Origin of the sequence: Streptomyces sp. NPDC087263 (genome assembly GCF_044744645.1) — a bacterium.
Classification (GTDB): Bacteria; Actinomycetota; Actinomycetes; order Streptomycetales; family Streptomycetaceae; genus Streptomyces.
The window spans coordinates 669,451-688,387 of sequence record NZ_JBIUYT010000002.1; the positions used below are offsets into that span (position 1 = coordinate 669,451).

The 18,937-nt window shown below is 71.1% G+C and carries 16 protein-coding genes and 2 pseudogenes; 7 read left to right on the forward strand and 11 right to left on the reverse strand.

Annotated elements, in window-relative coordinates; genetic code table 11:
* Positions 1-236: 236 nt before the first annotated feature.
* From ACIPC1_RS08220 to ACIPC1_RS08245, 6 genes and pseudogenes are all read right to left on the reverse strand, one after another.
* Positions 237-1,697, reverse strand: coding sequence for a hypothetical protein (locus tag ACIPC1_RS08220; RefSeq protein ID WP_402514383.1), 1,461 nt, complete (start codon positions 1,695-1,697; stop codon positions 237-239).
* Complete coding sequence (locus ACIPC1_RS08225; RefSeq protein ID WP_402514386.1) at positions 1,697-3,547, reverse strand: DUF3492 domain-containing protein; 1,851 nt, start codon at positions 3,545-3,547, stop codon at positions 1,697-1,699. Before ACIPC1_RS08225 ends, ACIPC1_RS08220 begins: the two co-directional genes overlap by 1 nt.
* A 190-nt stretch (positions 3,548-3,737) precedes the next feature.
* Positions 3,738-4,493, reverse strand: a pseudogene (locus ACIPC1_RS08230) (ATP-binding cassette domain-containing protein); the annotation flags it as partial.
* Position 4,494: 1 nt separating this feature from the next.
* A pseudogene (locus ACIPC1_RS08235) lies at positions 4,495-5,265 on the reverse strand (ABC transporter permease); the annotation flags it as partial.
* 119 nt (positions 5,266-5,384) lie between these two features.
* Complete coding sequence (locus tag ACIPC1_RS08240) at positions 5,385-6,719, reverse strand: DUF3152 domain-containing protein (protein WP_402514388.1); 1,335 nt, start codon at positions 6,717-6,719, stop codon at positions 5,385-5,387.
* Between the two features lie 8 nt (positions 6,720-6,727).
* On the reverse strand, positions 6,728-7,786 hold the full coding sequence (locus ACIPC1_RS08245; RefSeq protein ID WP_402514390.1) for an alpha/beta fold hydrolase: 1,059 nt from the start codon (positions 7,784-7,786) through the stop codon (positions 6,728-6,730).
* A gap of 333 nt (positions 7,787-8,119) precedes the next feature.
* On the opposite strand from ACIPC1_RS08245, the gene ACIPC1_RS08250 reads away from it, so the two are divergent.
* From ACIPC1_RS08250 to ACIPC1_RS08265, 4 genes are all read left to right on the forward strand, one after another.
* Positions 8,120-8,338 carry a hypothetical protein gene (locus ACIPC1_RS08250; protein ID WP_402514393.1) on the forward strand — a complete coding sequence of 73 codons (219 nt, stop codon included), beginning with the start codon at positions 8,120-8,122 and terminating at the stop codon, positions 8,336-8,338.
* Between the two features lie 264 nt (positions 8,339-8,602).
* On the forward strand, positions 8,603-9,244 hold the full coding sequence (locus ACIPC1_RS08255; protein ID WP_402514396.1) for a TetR/AcrR family transcriptional regulator: 642 nt from the start codon (positions 8,603-8,605) through the stop codon (positions 9,242-9,244).
* A 206-nt stretch (positions 9,245-9,450) separates the two neighbouring features.
* A complete protein-coding gene (locus ACIPC1_RS08260; protein ID WP_028801993.1) occupies positions 9,451-9,678 on the forward strand; it encodes a DUF3107 domain-containing protein in 228 nt (75 codons plus the stop codon).
* A gap of 219 nt (positions 9,679-9,897) precedes the next feature.
* The gene (locus ACIPC1_RS08265; protein ID WP_384393924.1) at positions 9,898-10,167 is read left to right on the forward strand and encodes a hypothetical protein; all 270 of its coding nucleotides are present in this window, start codon (positions 9,898-9,900) and stop codon (positions 10,165-10,167) included.
* Between the two features lie 69 nt (positions 10,168-10,236).
* Here ACIPC1_RS08265 and ACIPC1_RS08270 read toward each other — a convergent pair whose 3' ends face one another.
* The gene (locus ACIPC1_RS08270; RefSeq protein ID WP_402514399.1) at positions 10,237-11,022 is read right to left on the reverse strand and encodes a ferritin-like fold-containing protein; all 786 of its coding nucleotides are present in this window, start codon (positions 11,020-11,022) and stop codon (positions 10,237-10,239) included.
* A 472-nt stretch (positions 11,023-11,494) separates the two neighbouring features.
* Between ACIPC1_RS08270 and ACIPC1_RS08275 the strand changes: the two genes are divergently transcribed.
* The gene (locus ACIPC1_RS08275) at positions 11,495-13,669 is read left to right on the forward strand and encodes a DEAD/DEAH box helicase (RefSeq protein ID WP_402514401.1); all 2,175 of its coding nucleotides are present in this window, start codon (positions 11,495-11,497) and stop codon (positions 13,667-13,669) included.
* 534 nt (positions 13,670-14,203) lie between these two features.
* Positions 14,204-15,076 (forward strand): alpha/beta fold hydrolase, encoded by an 873-nt coding sequence (locus ACIPC1_RS08280; protein WP_402514403.1) that lies wholly within the window; start codon positions 14,204-14,206, stop codon positions 15,074-15,076.
* A gap of 9 nt (positions 15,077-15,085) precedes the next feature.
* On the opposite strand, the gene ACIPC1_RS08285 is transcribed toward ACIPC1_RS08280, so the two are convergent.
* Entirely contained in the window at positions 15,086-15,982 is an 897-nt protein-coding gene (locus ACIPC1_RS08285) for an NYN domain-containing protein (RefSeq protein WP_384393688.1), read from the reverse strand.
* Between the two features lie 215 nt (positions 15,983-16,197).
* Between ACIPC1_RS08285 and ACIPC1_RS08290 the strand changes: the two genes are divergently transcribed.
* Positions 16,198-16,350 (forward strand): hypothetical protein, encoded by a 153-nt coding sequence (locus tag ACIPC1_RS08290; RefSeq protein WP_356270542.1) that lies wholly within the window; start codon positions 16,198-16,200, stop codon positions 16,348-16,350.
* Between the two features lie 75 nt (positions 16,351-16,425).
* Here the strand turns inward: ACIPC1_RS08290 and ACIPC1_RS08295 are convergent, their stop codons facing one another.
* The 3 genes from ACIPC1_RS08295 to ACIPC1_RS08305 form a co-directional block, all read right to left on the reverse strand.
* Positions 16,426-17,031 (reverse strand): MarC family protein, encoded by a 606-nt coding sequence (locus ACIPC1_RS08295; protein ID WP_402514406.1) that lies wholly within the window; start codon positions 17,029-17,031, stop codon positions 16,426-16,428.
* 105 nt (positions 17,032-17,136) lie between these two features.
* Positions 17,137-18,003 carry a PHP domain-containing protein gene (locus ACIPC1_RS08300; RefSeq protein ID WP_402514409.1) on the reverse strand — a complete coding sequence of 289 codons (867 nt, stop codon included), beginning with the start codon at positions 18,001-18,003 and terminating at the stop codon, positions 17,137-17,139.
* 163 nt (positions 18,004-18,166) lie between these two features.
* Positions 18,167-18,808, reverse strand: a complete 642-nt coding sequence (locus ACIPC1_RS08305; protein ID WP_384393680.1) for a DUF6758 family protein — start codon at positions 18,806-18,808, stop codon at positions 18,167-18,169.
* Between the last annotated feature and the right edge of the window lie 129 nt (positions 18,809-18,937).

Below are 18,937 nucleotides of genomic sequence, written 5' to 3' on the forward strand. Positions count from 1 at the left end.
CGATTGCGGTGCGCCGGTCTTCAGGGCTGCGCGCGAGGCGGCCTTCGGGTCGACCCCTGAGCCGGGACTCGGCTCCGCGCACAAGGCGGACTTGGGCTCTGCCGGCGCTGCCCCTGAGCCGGTCCACAGGCCTTCCCCCGAGCCCGCCTTCAGGGCTGCGCGCGAGCCGAGGCTCGGGTCTGCCCGTGAACCGGTACCGGTCTCCAGGGCAGAGCGCTCACCGGCCCGTCGGCTGGTCATGGCGCCCCGCAGGGGAGGGCGTGGGCAGAGGCTCGGGTCAGCGTGCGGGTGGAGTGGATGAGGAGGACGAGGGTGGCCGCGCCGCACATCAGGGCAGGGACGGCGCCCGGGCCCCAGGCGGCGACGACCGTGTCGACGGGTACCGACAGGAACGCGCAGCCGGGGAGGCGGCCCGCGAAGACGGTGGCCAGGGCGGTCGCCTCGACGGCACCCGCGGTGGCGAGGACGACGGCCGGGGCGTGGGTGAAGCCGCGCGCCGCGAGCAGCCGGGCGAGCAGGAGCAGCGCGCCGAGGGCACCGGCCCCGGCGTACCCGGCAGGCTCGTCGAGCGCGGCCCCGCACAGGGCGAGCAGCCCGCCGAGGGCGCAGAGGAAGAGCCCGAACACCCCGAGGAGCAGGGGCCGCACGGAGGCCGCGAACTCCTCCAGGCCGCGGCTGGCGGTCAGCCTGCGGCGGGCGCGTACGGCGAAGAGGTGCGCGCACCAGGCCGCCGGCGCGCAGGCCAGGGCAAGGGCAAGGACGGGTGCGGTGGCCAGGGGCCACGGGCCGTCGGGGCCGCCTTCGACACCGGCGCTCAGCAGCCCGTCGCCAAGGAGGGCGTACGCGATCAGCCAGCATGTCCACGCACGGGTGCCGCTCGTCGTGTGGTGCGTGACGCTCAGGGGGCCGCGGAGGAGGGCGACGCGCAGGCCGAGCGCCACGGCGAGGGCGCCGACCGCGGCGACCACCAGGCGCGGCTGCCCCTCGGTGAGCCGCACCCCGGTCACGGCCGCCGCGCACAGGGCGCCCGGCAGCAGGGCGAGCACGGCCCAGTCGGCGCGCACCCACAGAGGTCCGGAGGGCGCGGAGCGCTGCGTGGACTCCCCGTCGCGGGGCACGCGTGCGTACAACTCCTCGGCGAGCGAGAACACGTCCCGGTGCCGGAACCGCGCGGCGGTCCGGTCGGTCACCCCGTGTGCCTCAAGGCCCGCCGCGATCTCCAGCGGGTCCACGGCCCGTTCGCAGAGCTCCCGGTGCCGGTGTATCAGGGCTTTCACCGGGTCCACGGCACCACGCCTGCTGCCGGCTTTGCGCGCGGCGCCACCTACACCGTCGCGCGCCGCGCCAAACGCCTCGCGAACCTCCGCAAGGGCATCACGGGCCCCTTCAAGCGCCTCGCGAGTCTCCTCATGAGGCTCATCAAGAAGCTCGCTCAAGCCACCCGCGCTCTCGCGCACCCCACTCGCTCCCGCGTCCGCGCCGTCCACAACCCCGTGCGCCCCACGCACCCCTCCCTCAGTCGCCTCCGACGCAGACGCAGACGCCGCCTCCGACTCCGCCTCCAACTCCCGCTCACCGTTCTCAATCCGTACGGCCATGTCGCCAACCCCCGTCACAAGCCACTCCTCCGACGGCGCGTCCCAGGCGCCGGGGCTGCTCGGCCGCCCCGGACGGTCCAGTTCCCCGAGTTCGTTCATCACGCGCCCTCCCCGGCGGGGACGGGAACCGTCGCACGCACCGGAGCGCCCGCCGCCCAGCGCGGTCGGCCCGTGGGCATCAGGCGGGCCTCGGTCCAGCGGCCGGGCACGTGGGCCTCCGCCGGGACACCGAAGGGGAGCGGCTCTCCCGCCTCGTCGACGACCACGCGCCGTACCGGGGAGTGCGAGACGATCTCCAGGTAAATGCCGTGAAATGCTGTGATGTTCTGCTCGACGGTGAACAGTTCGAGGGCGCGTGCACGGGCGGCCGCGCCGAGGCGCTCACGGCGCTCGGGGTCGCGCAGCAGCGCCACGCACGCCTCGGCGAGCGCCCGCGGATTGCGCGGCGGCACCACAAGCCCCGTACCGCCGATGACCTCGACGACCGCGCCCACATCCGTGGAGACGGTGGCGCGACCGCAGAACATGGCTTCCACCAGGCTGATCGGGAAGCCTTCGACCACGCTGGACAGGACGATCACCGCTCCGGAGGCGTAGGCCTCCGGGAGGCTGGGGACCTCCGGGCCGCCGATCTCCTCGAACGACACCGGGTTGTCGCCAACCGCGTGGACGCCGTCCGCCTCGTCGGGGAAGAGCTGCGCCGCCAGCGCCTTGCAGTGGGCCAGGTAGGTCGCGCCGTCCGCTCCGTCGGCGGGCGCTCCGACGATCCTGAGCCGCGTCTTCGGCTCCTCTTTGCGGATCTCCGCGAAGGAGTGCAGCAGGGAGATCAGGTCCTTGGCGGGTTCGATGCGGCCGACCCACACCAGCGTGTCGGGGTCCGCGTACCCGGCGGCCTCCGTGTTCTCCCCGACCTCCGCGAAGCGGGAGGCCTCCATGCCGGGGTAGACGGTGCGCAGTTTGGTGCGGTCGGCGCCGCACCGCTCCTGCCAGCGGCGGGCGTGCGTGTTGCCGGGCGTGAGGAGAGCGGCCGCGCGGTACACCTCGCCGGTGAGCCTGCCGTGGAACGCGGCGAGCAGCGCCCGCACGGCGGGGGCGTTTCCGACGGAGGCGGACGCGAGATAGTGCGCCCGCAACTGCACGGCGTACTCCGTGACGAGCAGGGGCACCCCGGAGAAGTGCCGCGCAAGGAGGCCGGGCAGGGCCGCCGTGCCGCCGGCGGTCGCGTGGCACAGGTCGACCGAGTCGAGCCCGTCGCCCTCGTACCAGTCGAGGGACAAGGGGCGCAGTGCCCGCTCGAAGTGGGCGGCGACCGCGAGCAGATCGGGCACACGTGCGGCGCGCGCGGCTCGGAGTGCGCCGGGTGCGCGACACGCACGCTCCAACGCACGCACGGCACTCTCGGAGCGAAGCGCCCCGATCAGACCGCCCTCGTCACGAGCAAGTTCGGCGAGCTCGTACAGCGCACTGCCGAAACGGTCCGCCTCAACTCCGGCAGAAGCCCCCGCGTCGCCAAAAGCCCCCAGGCCACCAGAAGCCCCCGTCTCGCCAGAAGTCCTCGTGTCGCCAAAAGCCCCCGCGTCACCAGTAGTCCTCCTGCCACCAGCACCAGCAGTCCCCCTGCCGACGGAGGTCCCCGCATCGGCAACGGCCGCTCCCGGCCCCTCGCACACGGCGGCGGCCAACTCCCCGTACGCCTCGGCGAAGCGCCGTCGCGCCCGCCGCCCGTACACCACGCCGTCGTCCTCAGCCATCCACAGCGGGGCCGTCCGTACCCGGCTGACCTGCGGTGGCAGTTGGATCCAGCCCTCGTCCTCCTGGCGCTCGCTACGGCTGAGCGCATAGATGTCGAACTCGTGCTGCCCGAGCCCGCGTACGAGCCGGTCGCACCAGAGCCTGGCGTCACCGCTCACATACGGATAGCCACCCTCCGTAAGCAGTCCGATGCGCACGTGTGCACCCCCGATCTCCCATATGGGGAGCCGCCGTTGACCCGGCGGCTCGCAGCGGGACGAACGTATGCGGATATGGCGGTCGCGCGACGGACGGTTGTCCATCGCGCCACCAAAAGGGGTGAACGGTCGTAACTTTCCCGCGCAGGTCGCGTTCCTACGCGCTAAGGGATCAAGCAGTTACGTTTCGCTAGACCACGGCCAGTGCCCGGCGGGCGGTTCGGCGCTGGGCAGCGATCTCCGGATCGAGCACCGGTACGGCGGCCAGCAGCCGCTTTGTGTACGGGTCTCGCGGGGATTCGTACACCTCGTCGACGGGTCCGTATTCGACGATCCGCCCGCGCCGCGTCACGGCCACCCGGTCGCTGACCTGGCGTACGACGGCGAGGTCGTGCGCCACGAAAACCAGCACGAGCCCGAGTTCCCGTTGCGGTTCGGCGAGCAGGGCGATCACTTGGGCCTGGGTGGTGACGTCGAGTGCGGAAACCGGTTCGTCGCACACGATGGCGTGCGGCTCGGCCGCGAGCGCCCGCGCGATGCCGACGCGCTGACGCTGTCCGCCGCTGAACTCGTGCGGATAGCGGGCGTAGTGCGCCCCTTCGAGCCCCACGCGCTCCAGCAGCTCCCGTACGCGCCCCCGAATGCGCCCCTCGTCCCGTTCGCCACGGGCGCGTAGGGGATCGGCGATGAACGCCCCACACTGCGCCGGGGATTGAGCGAGGAGACCGGATCCTGGAAGACCATCTGTACGGCGGGACTCACCCCGGTCTGTTCCCGGCCCTCATACGGACCGAGCCGGCCGTCGGCTCCAGGAGTCCCACCAGCATCCGTCCCAGCGTCGTCCTGCCGCTGCCGCTCTCCCCCACAACGCCGAGTGTCTCCCTCGCCGGATCGTGAGCGACACGTCGTCCACGGCCGTGAACCGCCGTTTCCCCCGGCCGAATTCGCATGACGGGCGCGGCCGGCGCGGGCAGCGGCTCGCGACGGGCGACGCGCCGGGAGCCCCAGCCGCTGAGCCGGGCGGCCGCCACATGGTCGAGCTCCTTGAGCGTCAGCGTGTGCGCGCACGATCTTCGCGGTCCCGCCCCAGGCGATCAGGCCGATGCCGAGCGCGACCAGGAGGGTTGTGCTCGCCGAGCAGCGGCGGGCTGGTCACGTCGACGGGGGAGTCGGAAAGCGGCCTCGGGAAGCTGCTGGGCACGATCGCGAGCAGCGCGAGAGACATGATCATCAGTGGCATCGCAATGATGATGTCCGTGATGCGGCTCAACAGTTGATCAACCCATTGACTACCGAGGCCCTACCGAGGCCGGCCGCGACACCGACCACGTCACCGATGAGGACCTGCACCACGGTCGCCGCGAACGCGACACCGAGGGAGACGCGGGCGCCGTACACGAGCCGTGCCAGGAGGTCGCGGCCGGTCTGCGGTTCGACGCCGAGCCAGTGGTCACCGCTGATGCCGCCGAGCGTTCCGACGGGTACGCCGCCACGGGCGGAGTCCACCAGAGCAGGGTGGTAGGTGGTCGGATCCTGGCCCTCGACCGCCGTGAGCAGCGGCGCGGCGAGCGCGACCAGGGCGAGCAGCGCGACGACGGCCGCCGCGACAAGGGCGGCACGCTGCGTACGCAGCCGCCGCCAGAACTGACGAGCCCGGATGCCACCGGGACGGAGGTGTCCGTCCCGGTGGCGTCCAAGGCCACAAGGGCCTCACTCATCGCGCTACTTCACCGCGACCTGGGAGATGTCCAGCACACCGGTCCAGTCGCTGATCACGACGTTCTTGATGTCCTTGATGTCCTTGTCGCCGCATGTCGACGTGACCCTGGGACCTCGATCAACTCCCGGGATAGGGCCAGGGGTTGGCCTTGCAGTGGATCCCGTCGTGGTCGAGGAATTTGGTCTGCTGCTGCATCACGGGGGCCAGTTCGCCATCCTTGTCGCAGGTCACGTGGCTGTAGCCGAGTCGGTGACCGATCTCGTGATTGATCAGCATCTGCCGGTATGCCTGCATTTGGTCACCGTAGGTCTCGGAGCCCTGCGCCCAGCGGTATGCGTTGATCATGACGCGCTCGGTCGACGCCGAGTCGCACGACACATTGTCCTCGGTCGTGTCGAGCCCGGACATGGCACACCATTCGGCGGTGGTGCCCGGGCTCGCCAGGGTAATCACGAAGTCGGGCTTCCCTGAGGAAATCCGCTCGAAAGTACGGCCGCCGTTGTGAGCCCAACTCCGGTCGTCGTTCAGAGTCTTCTGCACGGCCTGCGCGAAGAGCGAGGCATCGAGACCGAGCCCCTGTTCCACGTCGACGCGATAGGTGAACTTCTGCCCCTTGCCGGGCGCCTTGGCGAGCCCGGGGACGGCGTCGAACTCCCCCGATCCGTCGAGCGTCGCGCCGAGCGCGTACTTCTTGGTCATCTTCTGGTCGTACGTCAGTGGCGTCGCGCTCGGTGTCACCGAGGGGGCCGGTGCCGCCGAGACGTCGAGGACTCCGCGGTTGTCACCGTTGGTGGACTGCGCGCGCACTCCGCTGTCCTCGCTCCCGGTGCCCTCCCGTCCGCTGGCCACCTGTCCGGCCACGACGACGGCGAGCACGGTGGTGACGGCGGCCGCCGCGATCCCGGTGAACGTCCGCCCCTTGCCGGCCCTGTCCTTCCCCGGCTGCCCGAACTCCGCCGGCGGCTGCGCGTCGACGTCCGTGCCCCAGTCGGTGACGGAGGCGTAGAGGTCGCCGCGGCGCGCGGCGCCGGTACGGGACGCGAAAAGGTCGTCGCCCTCGTCGGGTTCGCCGCCGAAGGCGTCGAGGTAGGCCTGCCGAACACTCGGCGCGGACATGTGACGCTGTGGTGGTATCCGCGGCCCGTAATACCCGGCCTCACCGCCCTGCGGGACACCTGCCGCCACACCCTGGGGAGCGCCGGACCTCAACTGCCCCCAGCCACCGCCCGGTTCATGCGCCTCGGGATGGCCTCCGCGCACCTGCGGGACACCACTCGCGGGCGTCCCGTCGGGGAATCGGGGCACACCGTGCGCGGGCGTCCCGGCGACCGGCGCCGCGGCCGACTGCGAGGCGTCCGCCCCGGACGCTCTGCCGACGCTGTCGGCACTGTCGGTGTTCCTGGCCTTGTCGGCCCTCTCGTCGGACCGGCCCCGACGGCTATGACGTCCCACGACCCCCCTCAGCTCCCCGCACCGGCGGCGGTCGACGACGAACCCGATGAAGACGATGGACCGGATAGACCAGGTGCACCCGGTGGACCGGATGGACCGGATGGAGAAGTCAACTCGCCAGTGTCCATGAGGAGTTCACGGAAGGCCGTGGCCACCGTCTCCGGGTACTCCATCATCGGGACGTGCCCCGCGTCCGGCAGCGTCAGCAGCCGGGAGTCCCGGAAGGCGCGGACCGCTCGCTGGGCCATGCGATAGGAGACGAGCTGGTCGCGGCCTCCGTAGACGAGGAGCGTCGGCGCGAGGACCCGCTCGGCCTGGCGCCACAGCCCGTGCTGGCCGCCCATCGTGTACGCGTCCACGATGCCGCGCGCCGACCGCGCCATGGAGTCCCAGAAGTACGGGAGGGCGAGCCGCCGCTCCATCTCCTCGACCGCCTCGCGGAACCCCTCGGGCGTCACCATGCCGGGATCCCCGTAACAGAGCGCCAGCACCCCGCGTACGCGCTGCTCTGCGCTCAAGTCCTTGGTGAGCCTGGCGAAGAGCCTCGCCACCCCGGGCAGCGCGATCATCACGGTCGGCCACGTGGTGCGCTGCGCCCGGAGCTCCGGCAGCGCGGGCGCGACCAACGTCAGTGTGCGGACGAGATCGGGCCGTGCGGCCGCGACGCGCGTGGTGATGGCGCCGCCGAGCGAGTTCCCGAAGAGATGTACGGGTCCGCGCCCGGAGGAGTCGAGGTAACGGATGACCGCGCGCGCGTGCCCGGTGACCGAGTAGTTCCCGTCGTCCGGCGGCGGCGAGTCCCCGAAGCCCGGCAGATCGAGGGCCTCGCTGTCCACGAGGTCGCCGAGCAGCGGCATCAGTCCCGACCAGTTCTGCGAGGAACCGCCGAGGCCATGGACGTACAGCGCGGGCGGCAGCCCCGCACGCACCGGCGGCCGCGACCGCACCGTCAGCGTGATCCCGGGCAGGCCGACCGACCTCAGCCGCTCACCCTCCGCGACCCTGACGGCGCCGACCTTCGGTGTGACGGTGGTGGCCAGCACGGAGGGCAGCTCGGTCGAAGACATGCGGCAATGTTACGAGACGATCACGCAGTGGTTCGTGTGTTCGCCGTCACAGATCTGTTCGACGTCACAAGTCACCCACATCCAGCGTCACAGATCGCCATCATTCGCCGTCGGAGACCGCGGGCCCATGGCGAACTGATCGCATCGCGCCCCGATCGAGTGTCTCCTAGGCTCAGACAGGGGCACTCGTATCTCGTACAGGAGCGAATCTCGTACAGGAGCGCACGCGCACCGCTCGGGAATCACGCGCGCGCATCGCCCGGGAATCACGCGCATCGCCCGGGAACGCGCATACCGCCCGGGAATCACGCGCACCGCTCGGGAAGAGGAATCATGACTGTCGACCCCACAGACCCCGAGACATTCGCGAACGAGGACGAGCCCGAGGAGCTCGACCCGGAAGCCCCCGAGGCCGACGCGGCCGAACAGCGCACGGGCCTGGAACCGCAGGAGGACGACCTGGCGACGGTCGGGGACCCCGCCAACGCGGACGAAGGGGACCTCGCCGAGCAGGCCAGAGTCGTGACACTCGACGAGGACGACTACCGGTGACGGCCCGGTGACCCGGCCGCCGCCGGAGCTGTCGGCACGGCCGCCCCTGACGCGGCCGCCCCGGAAGCGAGCCGCTGATCAGCCCGGCCATCAGGGCACCGAAAGCTCGAAGCGCCCGCCTCGCCCGCTTTCGGCATGCTATGTGCCGTTGTCACTCGGCGTCCGGTACGTGAAATTGTGCGCTCGCACCGCGCACACCACGGTTACCGAAAAGTACGATGGCGGCGCGGCGCTCACCGCATGTGGACAATTTTGGGAGGCGGCGTGACAGCCATCGAGCAGACAGAGGCAGCGCGCCCGCGGGGCACTCGCCTGCCGCGCCGTGCCCGACGCAACCAGCTCCTCGGCGCCGCCCAGGAAGTATTCGTTGCGCAGGGGTATCACTCGGCCGCCATGGACGACATCGCCGAGCGCGCGGGCGTCAGCAAGCCGGTCCTCTACCAGCACTTCCCGGGCAAGCTCGACCTGTACCTCGCCCTGCTGGACCAGCACTGCGAGTCCCTGCTCCAGTCCGTACGGACGGCACTCGCGTCCACCACGGACAACAAGCTGCGTGTACACGCGACGATGGACGCCTACTTCGCGTACGTCGAGGACGACGGCGGCGCCTTCCGGCTGGTCTTCGAGTCCGACCTGACGAACGAGCCCGCGGTCCGCGAGCGCGTGGACAAGGTCACGCACCAGTGCGCGGAGGCGATCTGCGAGGTCATCGCGGGGGACACCGGCCTGTCGCGTGACGAGTCGATGCTCCTCGCCTCGGGCCTCGGCGGCCTGGCCCAGGTCGTCGCCCGGTCCTGGCTGCACAGCGACCGCAGCGTCCCGCGCGAGCATGCGGTCCAGCTACTGGCCTCACTGGCCTGGCGGGGCATCGCGGGTTTCCCCCTGCACGGCACGGATCACCACTGACCGGCTGACGCGTGCGAACGGGTCGGCCCTCGGCGGTCGACGACCGGCAGGTCCGCGCCGGTCGGCACCGGCCGTCCGTTTGTTCCCGCCCACTGTTCGCTCCTGGCGTTCCTGGGCGGAGCATGCGCATCCCCTCACCGGGCTAATGTGTGCTGCGTACGGCGCGGACACACGCGCACATCACTGACCGTCGGAGGGACAAAGCCGTGGAGGTCAAGATCGGCGTGCAGCACGCGCCCCGCGAGATCGTTCTGGAGAGCGGTCAGACCCCGGAAGAGGTCGAGCGCGCGGTGTCCGAAGCGCTGGCCGGCAAGTCACAGCTGCTGAGCCTCGTGGACGACCACGGCCGTAAGGTCCTGGTTCCGGCCGACCGCCTCGCGTACGTGGAGCTCGGCGAGCCCACCCAGCGCAAGGTGGGATTCAGCGCGCTGTAGTTCTGGCGAGCGGATGAGGAGGGGCCCGGTGGCAGTGCCACCGGGCCCCTCCTCATCCGCCCACGGAGGTGGCCGGATGCCTCCGTCCAGTTTCGGACAGTTCAGATGTTCACCACAGATGGAGCACAGATCCACCACAGAGGAGGATTGTATTCCGCAGCTCAGGGGTAAGACCGGCTACGACCGAATCGCACCGGCCGTCCGGGAGGGACCCCCACCATGCTCTTGGAAACGCTCGGCTCCGCGATGCTCGGTCTGGCACTGGCATGGGCGGCCGCGTACCGCCTGCCGCACCGCCTCCCGAACCGCACGCTGGTCCTGCCGACCGGCGTCGCCGGAGCCCTGTTCGGCGCCTTCCTGACGCACACCGCGCTGGACGCCGGCCACCTGCTGGTCATCTTCATCGGCGCTGTGGCGGTCTCCACCGCCTCGCTGTCCCTGCTGCTGCGTCCCGCAGAGGGATTTCGCCGCCGCTCGGCGACGGCGTAACCCGCTGCGTGACCGACTGCACAAGGCCCGCCGGACCGACCGCCGTGTGAGGCGCCGGACGAGGCGGCGTTAGGCAGCCAGCCCCAGCGCCGCCATCCGCTTCGTGTGCGCCTCGGTGATCCGCGAGAACATCCGGCCGACCTCCGCGAGGTCGAAGCCGTCCGCGACGCCTCCCACGAGCATGGTCGACAGGGCGTCGCGCTCGGCGACCACCCGCTGCGACTGGGACAGCGCCTCACCCATCAGCCGTCGCGCCCACAGCGCGAGCCGGCCGCCCAACCGCGGCTCCGCGTCGATCGCGGCGCGGACCTTCTCGATGGCGAAGCTCGCGTGCCCGGTGTCGTCGAGGACTGCGAGCACGAGGCTGCGGGTGTCCGAGTCGAGGCGGGCCGCGACCTCACGGTAGAAGTCACTGGCGATCGAGTCGCCGACGTACGCCTTGACGAGTCCCTCCAGCCAGTCCGAGGGCGCTGTCTGGCGGTGAAAGCCGTCGAGCGCGGCGACGAACGGCTCCATCGCCTGCGTCGCGTCCGCGCCGACCGCCGAGAGCCGGTCACGCAACTGCTCGAAGTGGTGGAACTCGGCCGACGCCATCTTCGCCAACTCGGCCTTGTCGCCCAGCGTGGGCGCCAGCTTGGCGTCCTCCGCGAGCCGCTCGAACGCTGCCAGCTCGCCGTACGCGAGCGCTCCGAGGAGATCCACGACCGCGGCGCGGTACTGCGGGTCGACGGAGGCCGTCTCCCAGGCCTGGGCGGCGATCCCGGTGGCCGTGGGAGCGGTGTCGTCCGTGGCTGCGGGGACGGTGTCGTCCGCGGCCTCGGCGGGCGTGTCAGCGGCGTTGTCGGGCGTCGTCATGAAGCGCACAATAGCCCGCTCACCACAACCCGGAAGTCCCTGGTCAATCACTGTGACGACCACTACGTGACCAAATCGGCCATCGCATATGCGCGATTCCGGGGTATGGTGGTAATGCGCCCGGCGACTATTCGACGGGCCGCATGAATGAGGATGCCCGGTCGGTGGCCCGATCGGCTCCGACCTGACAGCCCTCCACGTCGGTACGTCACTTTGCGTACGACATCCGGAGGGAACCCTCAGTGGTACGAGAGCTCGAGCGTCGGCAGTGGTCCCATGCCACTCGGCCCGCCCGTCAAGAGCGGCCGACGTCCCCGGCACGGTCCCGACACGACCCCCCGCGCTCGCCTCGCACTGCGTACACAGAACAGGCAGCACCCTGACTACCACTTTTCGAGACCTCGGAATCCTTGCCGAGACCGCTGAGGCCCTTGAGGCCGTCGGCATCATCAATCCCTTCCCCATCCAGGAGATGACGCTCCCCGTTGCCCTCTCCGGCAGCGACGTCATCGGCCAGGCCAAGACCGGCACCGGCAAGACGCTGGGCTTCGGGCTCCCGCTCCTCGAGCGCGTCACCGTCCCCGCGGACGTCGAGGCGGGCCGGGCGCAGCCCGAGCAGCTCACCGACGCCCCGCAGGCCCTCGTCGTCGTCCCGACGCGCGAGCTGTGCCAGCAGGTCACGAACGACCTGCTGACCGCGGGCAAGGTCCGCAACGTACGCGTTCTCGCCATCTACGGCGGCCGGGCGTACGAGCCGCAGGTCGAGGCCCTCAAGAAGGGCGTCGACGTGATCGTCGGCACCCCGGGCCGACTGCTCGACCTCGCGGGCCAGAAGAAGCTCAACCTCCAGCACATCCGGGCGCTCGTCCTGGACGAGGCCGACGAGATGCTCGACCTGGGCTTCCTGCCCGACGTCGAGAAGATCATGAACATGCTGCCGGCCCGCCGCCAGACGATGCTGTTCTCGGCGACCATGCCGGGCGCGGTCATCGGCCTCGCGCGCCGCTACATGTCGCAGCCGACGCACATCCGCGCCACCTCGGAGGACGGCGAGGGCGCGACGGTCGCGAACACCGCGCAGTACATCTACCGCGCGCACAACATGGACAAGCCCGAGCTCGTCGCGCGCATACTGCAGGCCGACGGCCGCGGTCTCGCGATGGTCTTCTGCCGCACCAAGCGGACGGCGGCGGACCTCGCCGACCAGCTCCAGCAGCGCGGCTTCGCCTCCGGCGCGGTCCACGGCGACCTCGGCCAGGGCGCCCGCGAGCAGGCACTGCGCGCCTTCCGCAACGGCAAGGTCGACGTCCTCGTCTGCACCGACGTCGCCGCCCGCGGCATCGACGTCGAGGGTGTCACGCACGTCATCAACTACCAGTCCCCCGAGGACGAGAAGACGTACCTGCACCGCATCGGCCGTACGGGCCGCGCGGGCGCCAAGGGCATCGCCGTCACCCTCGTCGACTGGGACGACATCCCGCGCTGGCAGCTCATCAACAAGGCGCTGGACCTCGGCTTCCCGGACCCGCCGGAGACGTACTCCACGTCCCCGCACCTCTTCGAGGAACTGAGCATCCCGGCCGGCACCAAGGGTGTCCTGCCGCGCGCCGAGCGCACCCGCGCCGGCCTCGCGGCCGAGCAGGTCGAGGACCTCGGCGAGACCGGCGGCCGTGGCGGTCCGCGCGGTCGCGGTGGCCGTTCCGCCGCTCCGGCGCCGGTCGTCGAGCGTGAACGTGAGCGCCCGGCGCGTACGCCGCGCAGCCGTCGCCGCACCCGCAACGGCGCGTCGATGGACGAGGCGTCCACCTCTCCCGAGGTGACGACCGAGGCCGCCGAGGTGGCAGCGCGCGAGCCCCGCACCCCCCGCCGCCGTCGCCGTACGCGCAACGGCGCCGCGGATCTGGTCGCCGTGCCCGAGGCCGCGGAGACCGCCGTGGCGACCGCCGAGGGCGTCACGGACGAGTCGGCCGAGCCGGCCAAGCCGCGCCGCCGCCGGACCCGCAGGACCGCGGAGTCGGTGGAGACGACGCAGGTCACGGCCGAGACCGTCGTGGCCGAGACCGTCGTGGCCGAGGCCGTCGCCATCACCGAGGACGCCGCCGAGGCCCCCGCCGCACCGCGCCGCCGCACCCGCAGCAAGGTCGCCGTCGCCACGGACGAAGCCACGCCCGACACGGACACGGAGGCCAAGCCGCGCCGCACGCGCGCCACAAAGGCCACCACGGCCGCCACCACTGAGGTTGCCGCCGAGGCTGCTGTGGACACCGCCGAAGGCGTCGAGGCGAAGCCGCGCCGACGCACCCGCAAGGCCGCCGCCGCGACCGTCGAGGCCGGGATCCCGGCCCAGACGGCCGAGGAGCCCGAGGCCCCTGCCGCACCGCGCCGACGCACCCGCAAGGTGGCGGAGGCCGCGGTCGACACGGCCGAGGGCGTCACGGAGGCCCCGGCCAAGCCGCGCCGCACCCGCAAGGCCGCCGTCCCCGCGGTCGAGGTCACGCCCGATGCGGAGCCCAAGCCGCGTCGTACCCGTGCCGCGAAGACCACCGTCGTGGCCGTCGATGCCGAGATTCCGGCCCAGACGGCCGAGTCGAAGCCGCGTCGTCGCACCCGCAAGGCCGCGGCCACCGCGGAGCCGTCCGAGGGCTGATCCCCTGCCCTGCCCGATGGCCCGGTCCCACTTCCCGTGGGGCCGGGCCATCGGCGTTCCCGCCCGGCTACTTCTTTCGCCCCCTCCGCCCCCACCCATCCCGTACCTGGGGGCTGCCGCCCCCACACCCCCGCTTCGGCCTGAACGGCCTCGTCCTCAAACGCCGGACGGGCTAAAAGATCTCCCCCTCACGGGTGGGTGGGGGATCGGGACGGCACTGCCTCCTCCTCAGAAGCCGGACCGGAGCCGAAGAGCCGGGCCCCTGCGTACGAGCGGGGATCGCGCGGATGGGAACCGGGATGAGGACTGCGACAACTGCGGCCCGGCCCATGCGGACGTCGCTGCGACCCGCACCCGGAAGACGGCGGAAGGGGCCGGGGGCCGGTACATCACATGCCCGTCGCGTACGTCCGCGTCACCGGACCCCACCCCCCTGCCCCACGTCTGATCCGGCGGCGACGGGCGGATGTACCGGCCCCCGGCCCCGACCCACCCACCCGGCGCACCACCAGCAACGCCGGATAGCCTCGAACCATGAGCAGGCCCGCCACCTTCACCCCTCCCCCCGGCGTCCACGCCCACCGCCTCCACACCGCACGCGGCGACTTCGCCACGCTCGAAGCGGCGGCGCAGGGACAGCGCAAGGGCACCGTGCTGTTCCTGCCGGGGTTCACCGGCAGCAAGGAGGACTTCATCTCGCTGCACGAGCCGCTGGCGGCGGACGGCTACCGCACCGTGGCCGTGGACGGCCGGGGCCAGCACGAGTCCCCCGGCCCCCGGGACGACGAAACGGCGTACGCGCAGGGTGAGTTGGCAAGGGACGTACTCGCGCAGGCGGACGCCGTCGGCACCCCCGTACACCTCGTCGGCCACTCCCTCGGCGGCCAGATCGCCCGCGCCGCCGTACTGCTGAACCCGTCCCCCTTCGTCTCCCTCACCCTCATCTCCTCCGGCCCCGCCCAGATCTCCGTCTCCCAGCAGCAGCGCGTCAAACTGCTCCGGGACGCGCTCGCCGTCATGGACATGGCCCAGGTGTGGGAAGCCATGCAGGCGATGGAACCGCCGGAGGACACCGACACCGGCGGCCTCGACGAGGGCCTCGACGACCTCGCCGACCTACGCCGCCGCTGGCTCGGCAACAGCCCGGCGCAGCTCATCGCGACCGGCCGCCAGCTGTGCACCGAACCCGACCGCGTCGCCGAACTCGTGGCGCTCCCCCTGCCGAAGCATGTCCTGTCCGGCGACGAGGACAACACCTGGCCGCTCCCGCTCCTCGACGACATGGCCGTACGCCTCGACGCGCGCCGCACGGTCATCCACGGCTCGGAGCACTCCCCGAACACGGACCGCCCCGAGGAAACAGCCCGCGCCCTCGCAGACTTCTGGAACCACATCCACAAACGCTAGTTCTGCGGCCTAGTACTGCGCCCGAAGATGCTCCCAGAACCCATCCCGAAGCGCCCGCCGCAGATCCGCCTGTCCCCGCAGCGAGTACTGCAACAACCCCTCGGCCTCGACCAGCAGATCCTGGTCGACCGAGCCGGGCAGATACGGATGCCCGGGCAGCAGCTCCACCAGCGCCTCCCGCCCGCGCGCCGCCAGCCACTTCGCGGCGACCTGGGCGCCCACGAACCGGACGTCCTCACGCGTGGGCCGGGCAGCCGCCGTCGCGTCGTACGTGGCGGCGGTCCGCCGAGCTACGTACGGCTTGAAGAAGTCGAGGTCGAAGGTGCGCTGGCTGTCGACCTCCCAGAGCAGCGGCTCGGCCTGGTTGCGGCCCTCCGGCGCCTCGATGCCCCACAGGTGGACGCGCGCCCCGTACCCCTGCGCCGCCTCGACCGCCGACACCAGATCCTCGTCGCCGCCGAGCAGCGCGGCGTCGCTGATGGCGCGGTGCCGGGCGAGGGACTCCAGGTCGGACCTGATGAGTGAGTCGACGCCCTTCTGCTGGTTGTTGGCGTTGAGGTTGCCCAACCGCACCTTCACGTCCGGCAGTTCGGCGATGGACTGCTGTTCCGCGGTGTGGATGCGACGCCGGGCGCCGTCGTACCAGTAGACGCGCAGCAGCCTGCTGTCCGCGAAGATGGTGCGGGCCCGGTCGATGAGCGCCTCGATGAGACCCCCGGTGTCCAGATCGAAGGAGCGACGGTCCTCGGTGCCGGCGACCAGCCGTCCGGCGGCCGCGTACAGATACCCGGCGTCGACGAAGATCGCATGGGTCGAGGGCGTCTTGGCCACCTCGGCGAGCATGCGCTGGAGCAGTTCGTTCGTGTGGTCGATGCGGGCGCCGAGCGCCCCGAGGTCGTCGTTCATCGCTTCCATTGTCCCGGTGGTCACGCTTCGAACACAACCGGTCCCAATCAGTCCGCTACCGGCAAGTAGTTAGCGACTCGAAAAATTTCCTTAGCGTAGGGAATGTTTGTAACACGCATCCCGTTGAATCCATATGGAGCGAGGGACACCGACGCCCCACGCACCACTCACAAGTAGTTCTCCTCAGGAGGATGACCAGACGAAGGGAGAAGCCAATGCGCTTCGAAATCATGCGACTCGACGATGTCGACGGAACAGCCGTGGACAGCACCGTCGTGGACGCCGCCTCCGTCAACCGGATCGTTCAGCAGGCTGCCGCCATAGGACAGCGACTCTGGATCCGCCCGGCCGACTCATCCGCTTCATAACACGCGGACAGACTTCAGAGCCCCGTACGGCAACCATGCCGTACGGGGCTCTGCTCATGACGGGGGCAGAGCAACTCAGCTCCCCCGAACCACCTGCGTCACCCCGTTGATGATCTGCTGGACCGCGATCGCCGACAGCATCATGCCCGCGAGCCGCGTCACCAGCACCACACCGCCGTCCTTGATGACGCGGATGATCAGCAGCGAGTACCGCATCACGATCCACAGCACGACATGGATGGCGAGGATCGCGGCCCACACCGACACCTGCGTGGCGACGCTGTCGGCCTTCTGCACGGCCAGGATCACCGACACGATCGCGCCGGGTCCGGCGAGCAGCGGCATGCCCAGCGGTACGAGGGCGACGTTGACGTCCTTGGTCTGCTTGGGTTCGTCGGTCTTGCCGGTGAGCAGGTCGAGGGCGATCAGCAGGAGCAGCAGGCCGCCCGCGATCATCAGCGCGGGCACGGACACATGCAGGTAGTCCAGGATCTGGTGCCCGAGCAGCCCGAACACGGTGATCACTCCGCCGGCCACACAGACGGCCTGGAAGGCCATCCGCCGCTGCACCTTGGCGGGGCGACCCGCGGTGAGCGCGAGAAAGATCGGAGTGATCCCGGGGGGATCCATGATCACGAAGAGAGTGAGGAAAAGGGAGCCGAAGACGGCGACGTCGAACACAGCTGAGGCCTTGCAGGTATGGAGGGGCGGGACCGAAAACAGGAAGTGAGCAACCAGGCAGCGCGAACTGGGCAACCAGGAAGAGGAAACCGGAAAACCAGGGACCTACTCGCCCCGGCCCCCACCCGCCCCAGGCACCGGAAACGCCCCCGTCGCCCGCCGGGTGATCTCCCCGTACACCTCGGGGTCGGTCGTGAACTCGCCGAGCACGCACGTCTTTCGGCTGCCGTGGTAGTCGCTGGACCCGGTGGTCAGCAGCCCCAGCTCGGCCGCCAGCCCGCGCAACCGCGCCCGGGTGGCCGGTTCGTGGTCCATGTGGTCGACCTCGATGCCGTCGAGGCCCGCGGCCGCGAGCTCCGCGATGGCGGAGTCGGGCACGGTCCGGCCCCGCTTGCCGGCGGCCGGATGCGCGAAGACGGTGACACCGCCCGCTCCCTTGACCAGCCGGATCGCCTCGAAGGGGTCCGTCTCGTGCTTCTCGACGAAGGCCCGGCCGCCGTCGGACAGCCAGTGCCCGGTGAAGGCGTCGTTCACGGTCGGTACGACGCCGAGCTCGACCAGGGCGGAGGCGACATGAGGCCGCCCGACCGAACCCTCGCCCGCGATGCGCGCCACCTGCGTCCAGGTGATCGGTACCCCGAGCTCCTGGAGTCGGGCGACCATGCCCTTGGCGCGCGGCACCCGGTCGTCCCGTACGAGCTCACGCTCGGCGAGCAGCGCGGGCTCCTCGGGGTCGAAGAGGTAGGCCAGCACGTGCATGCTGATGCCGTCCAGGCGGCAGGAGAGCTCGGCCCCGGTGACCAGCGTGAGCCCGGCGGGCAGCGCGTCGATCGCCTCGGCGTACCCGCGGGTCGTGTCGTGGTCGGTCAGCGCGACGACGTCCAGACCGGCGGCGGCAGCGTTGCGGACCAGCTGGGCCGGGGTGTCCATACCGTCGGACGCGGTGGAGTGGGCGTGCAGGTCGATGCGCACTACGCGGACTCCAGACGGACGGGACGGAAAGAGGACGCCCAAGGACACGGAAGGGACGAGAACACCCAGGGGCACGGAGGGGAACACCCAAGGGTAACGGGAACCCGACCCTCCCCTGTCACACCCGCACACACCCGGCGCCCCCTACGAACCGCCGTGAGCCCTACGGTTCCAGGATCCGCGGCGACAGCGCCCCGCACGGCAGCAGGTCCGCCTCGGCGCCCGCGTCCCGTAGGTCGGTCAGCACCAGTTCGTCGTACATCAGCAGCCCCGACTGCTCGGGCCACACGACCGCCCACAGCCACAGCCCGAGCGCCTCGCCCGCGAAGACGGCGCGGTCCTCGGGAGCGCCGGCCACATGCCAGAGGGGTGTGGGGCGGCCGGCCGCGAGGACCTTCGCCTCGGGCGGTTTCTCGACGCTCATGTACGGGCCGGGGTCGGGGCCGTCGACTCCCGCGTACCGCGCGCCGAGACCGACGCCGAGTTCCTCGGCGATGAGGATCAGTTCTCCTGTGCCGCCGAGCGGTCCGGGTCCGGAGCAGGCGACGGCGGTCGCGCGCCCGCCGCTGCGGTCGTCACCGGCGAAGGCGGCGCCGGTGAACAGCCAGCCGACCGGCAGTGGCCACGGCATCCACACGGGCACCCGGGCACGGTGCACCACCACGCCGAGGGCCTCGACGCTGGGCGGGATCACGGGCTGCAGCGGATGCACGGTGCCGTGCAGATCGCACTGCCAGGAGTCGGCAAAGAGGCCGGGAGCCCTGACCCGGCCACCACACTTCGGGCAACTGGGTTCGCCCCTCATAGAGCCCAACGGTCCTCCCCGTCCTGCGCCGCGTCAAGGACGATCACCCGTCCGGCGCCCGCACCTCACCCGGGGCCACCCGGGGAAATTAGATGTAGCTTGCATTATTTAGTCGACCTAACTTATTAT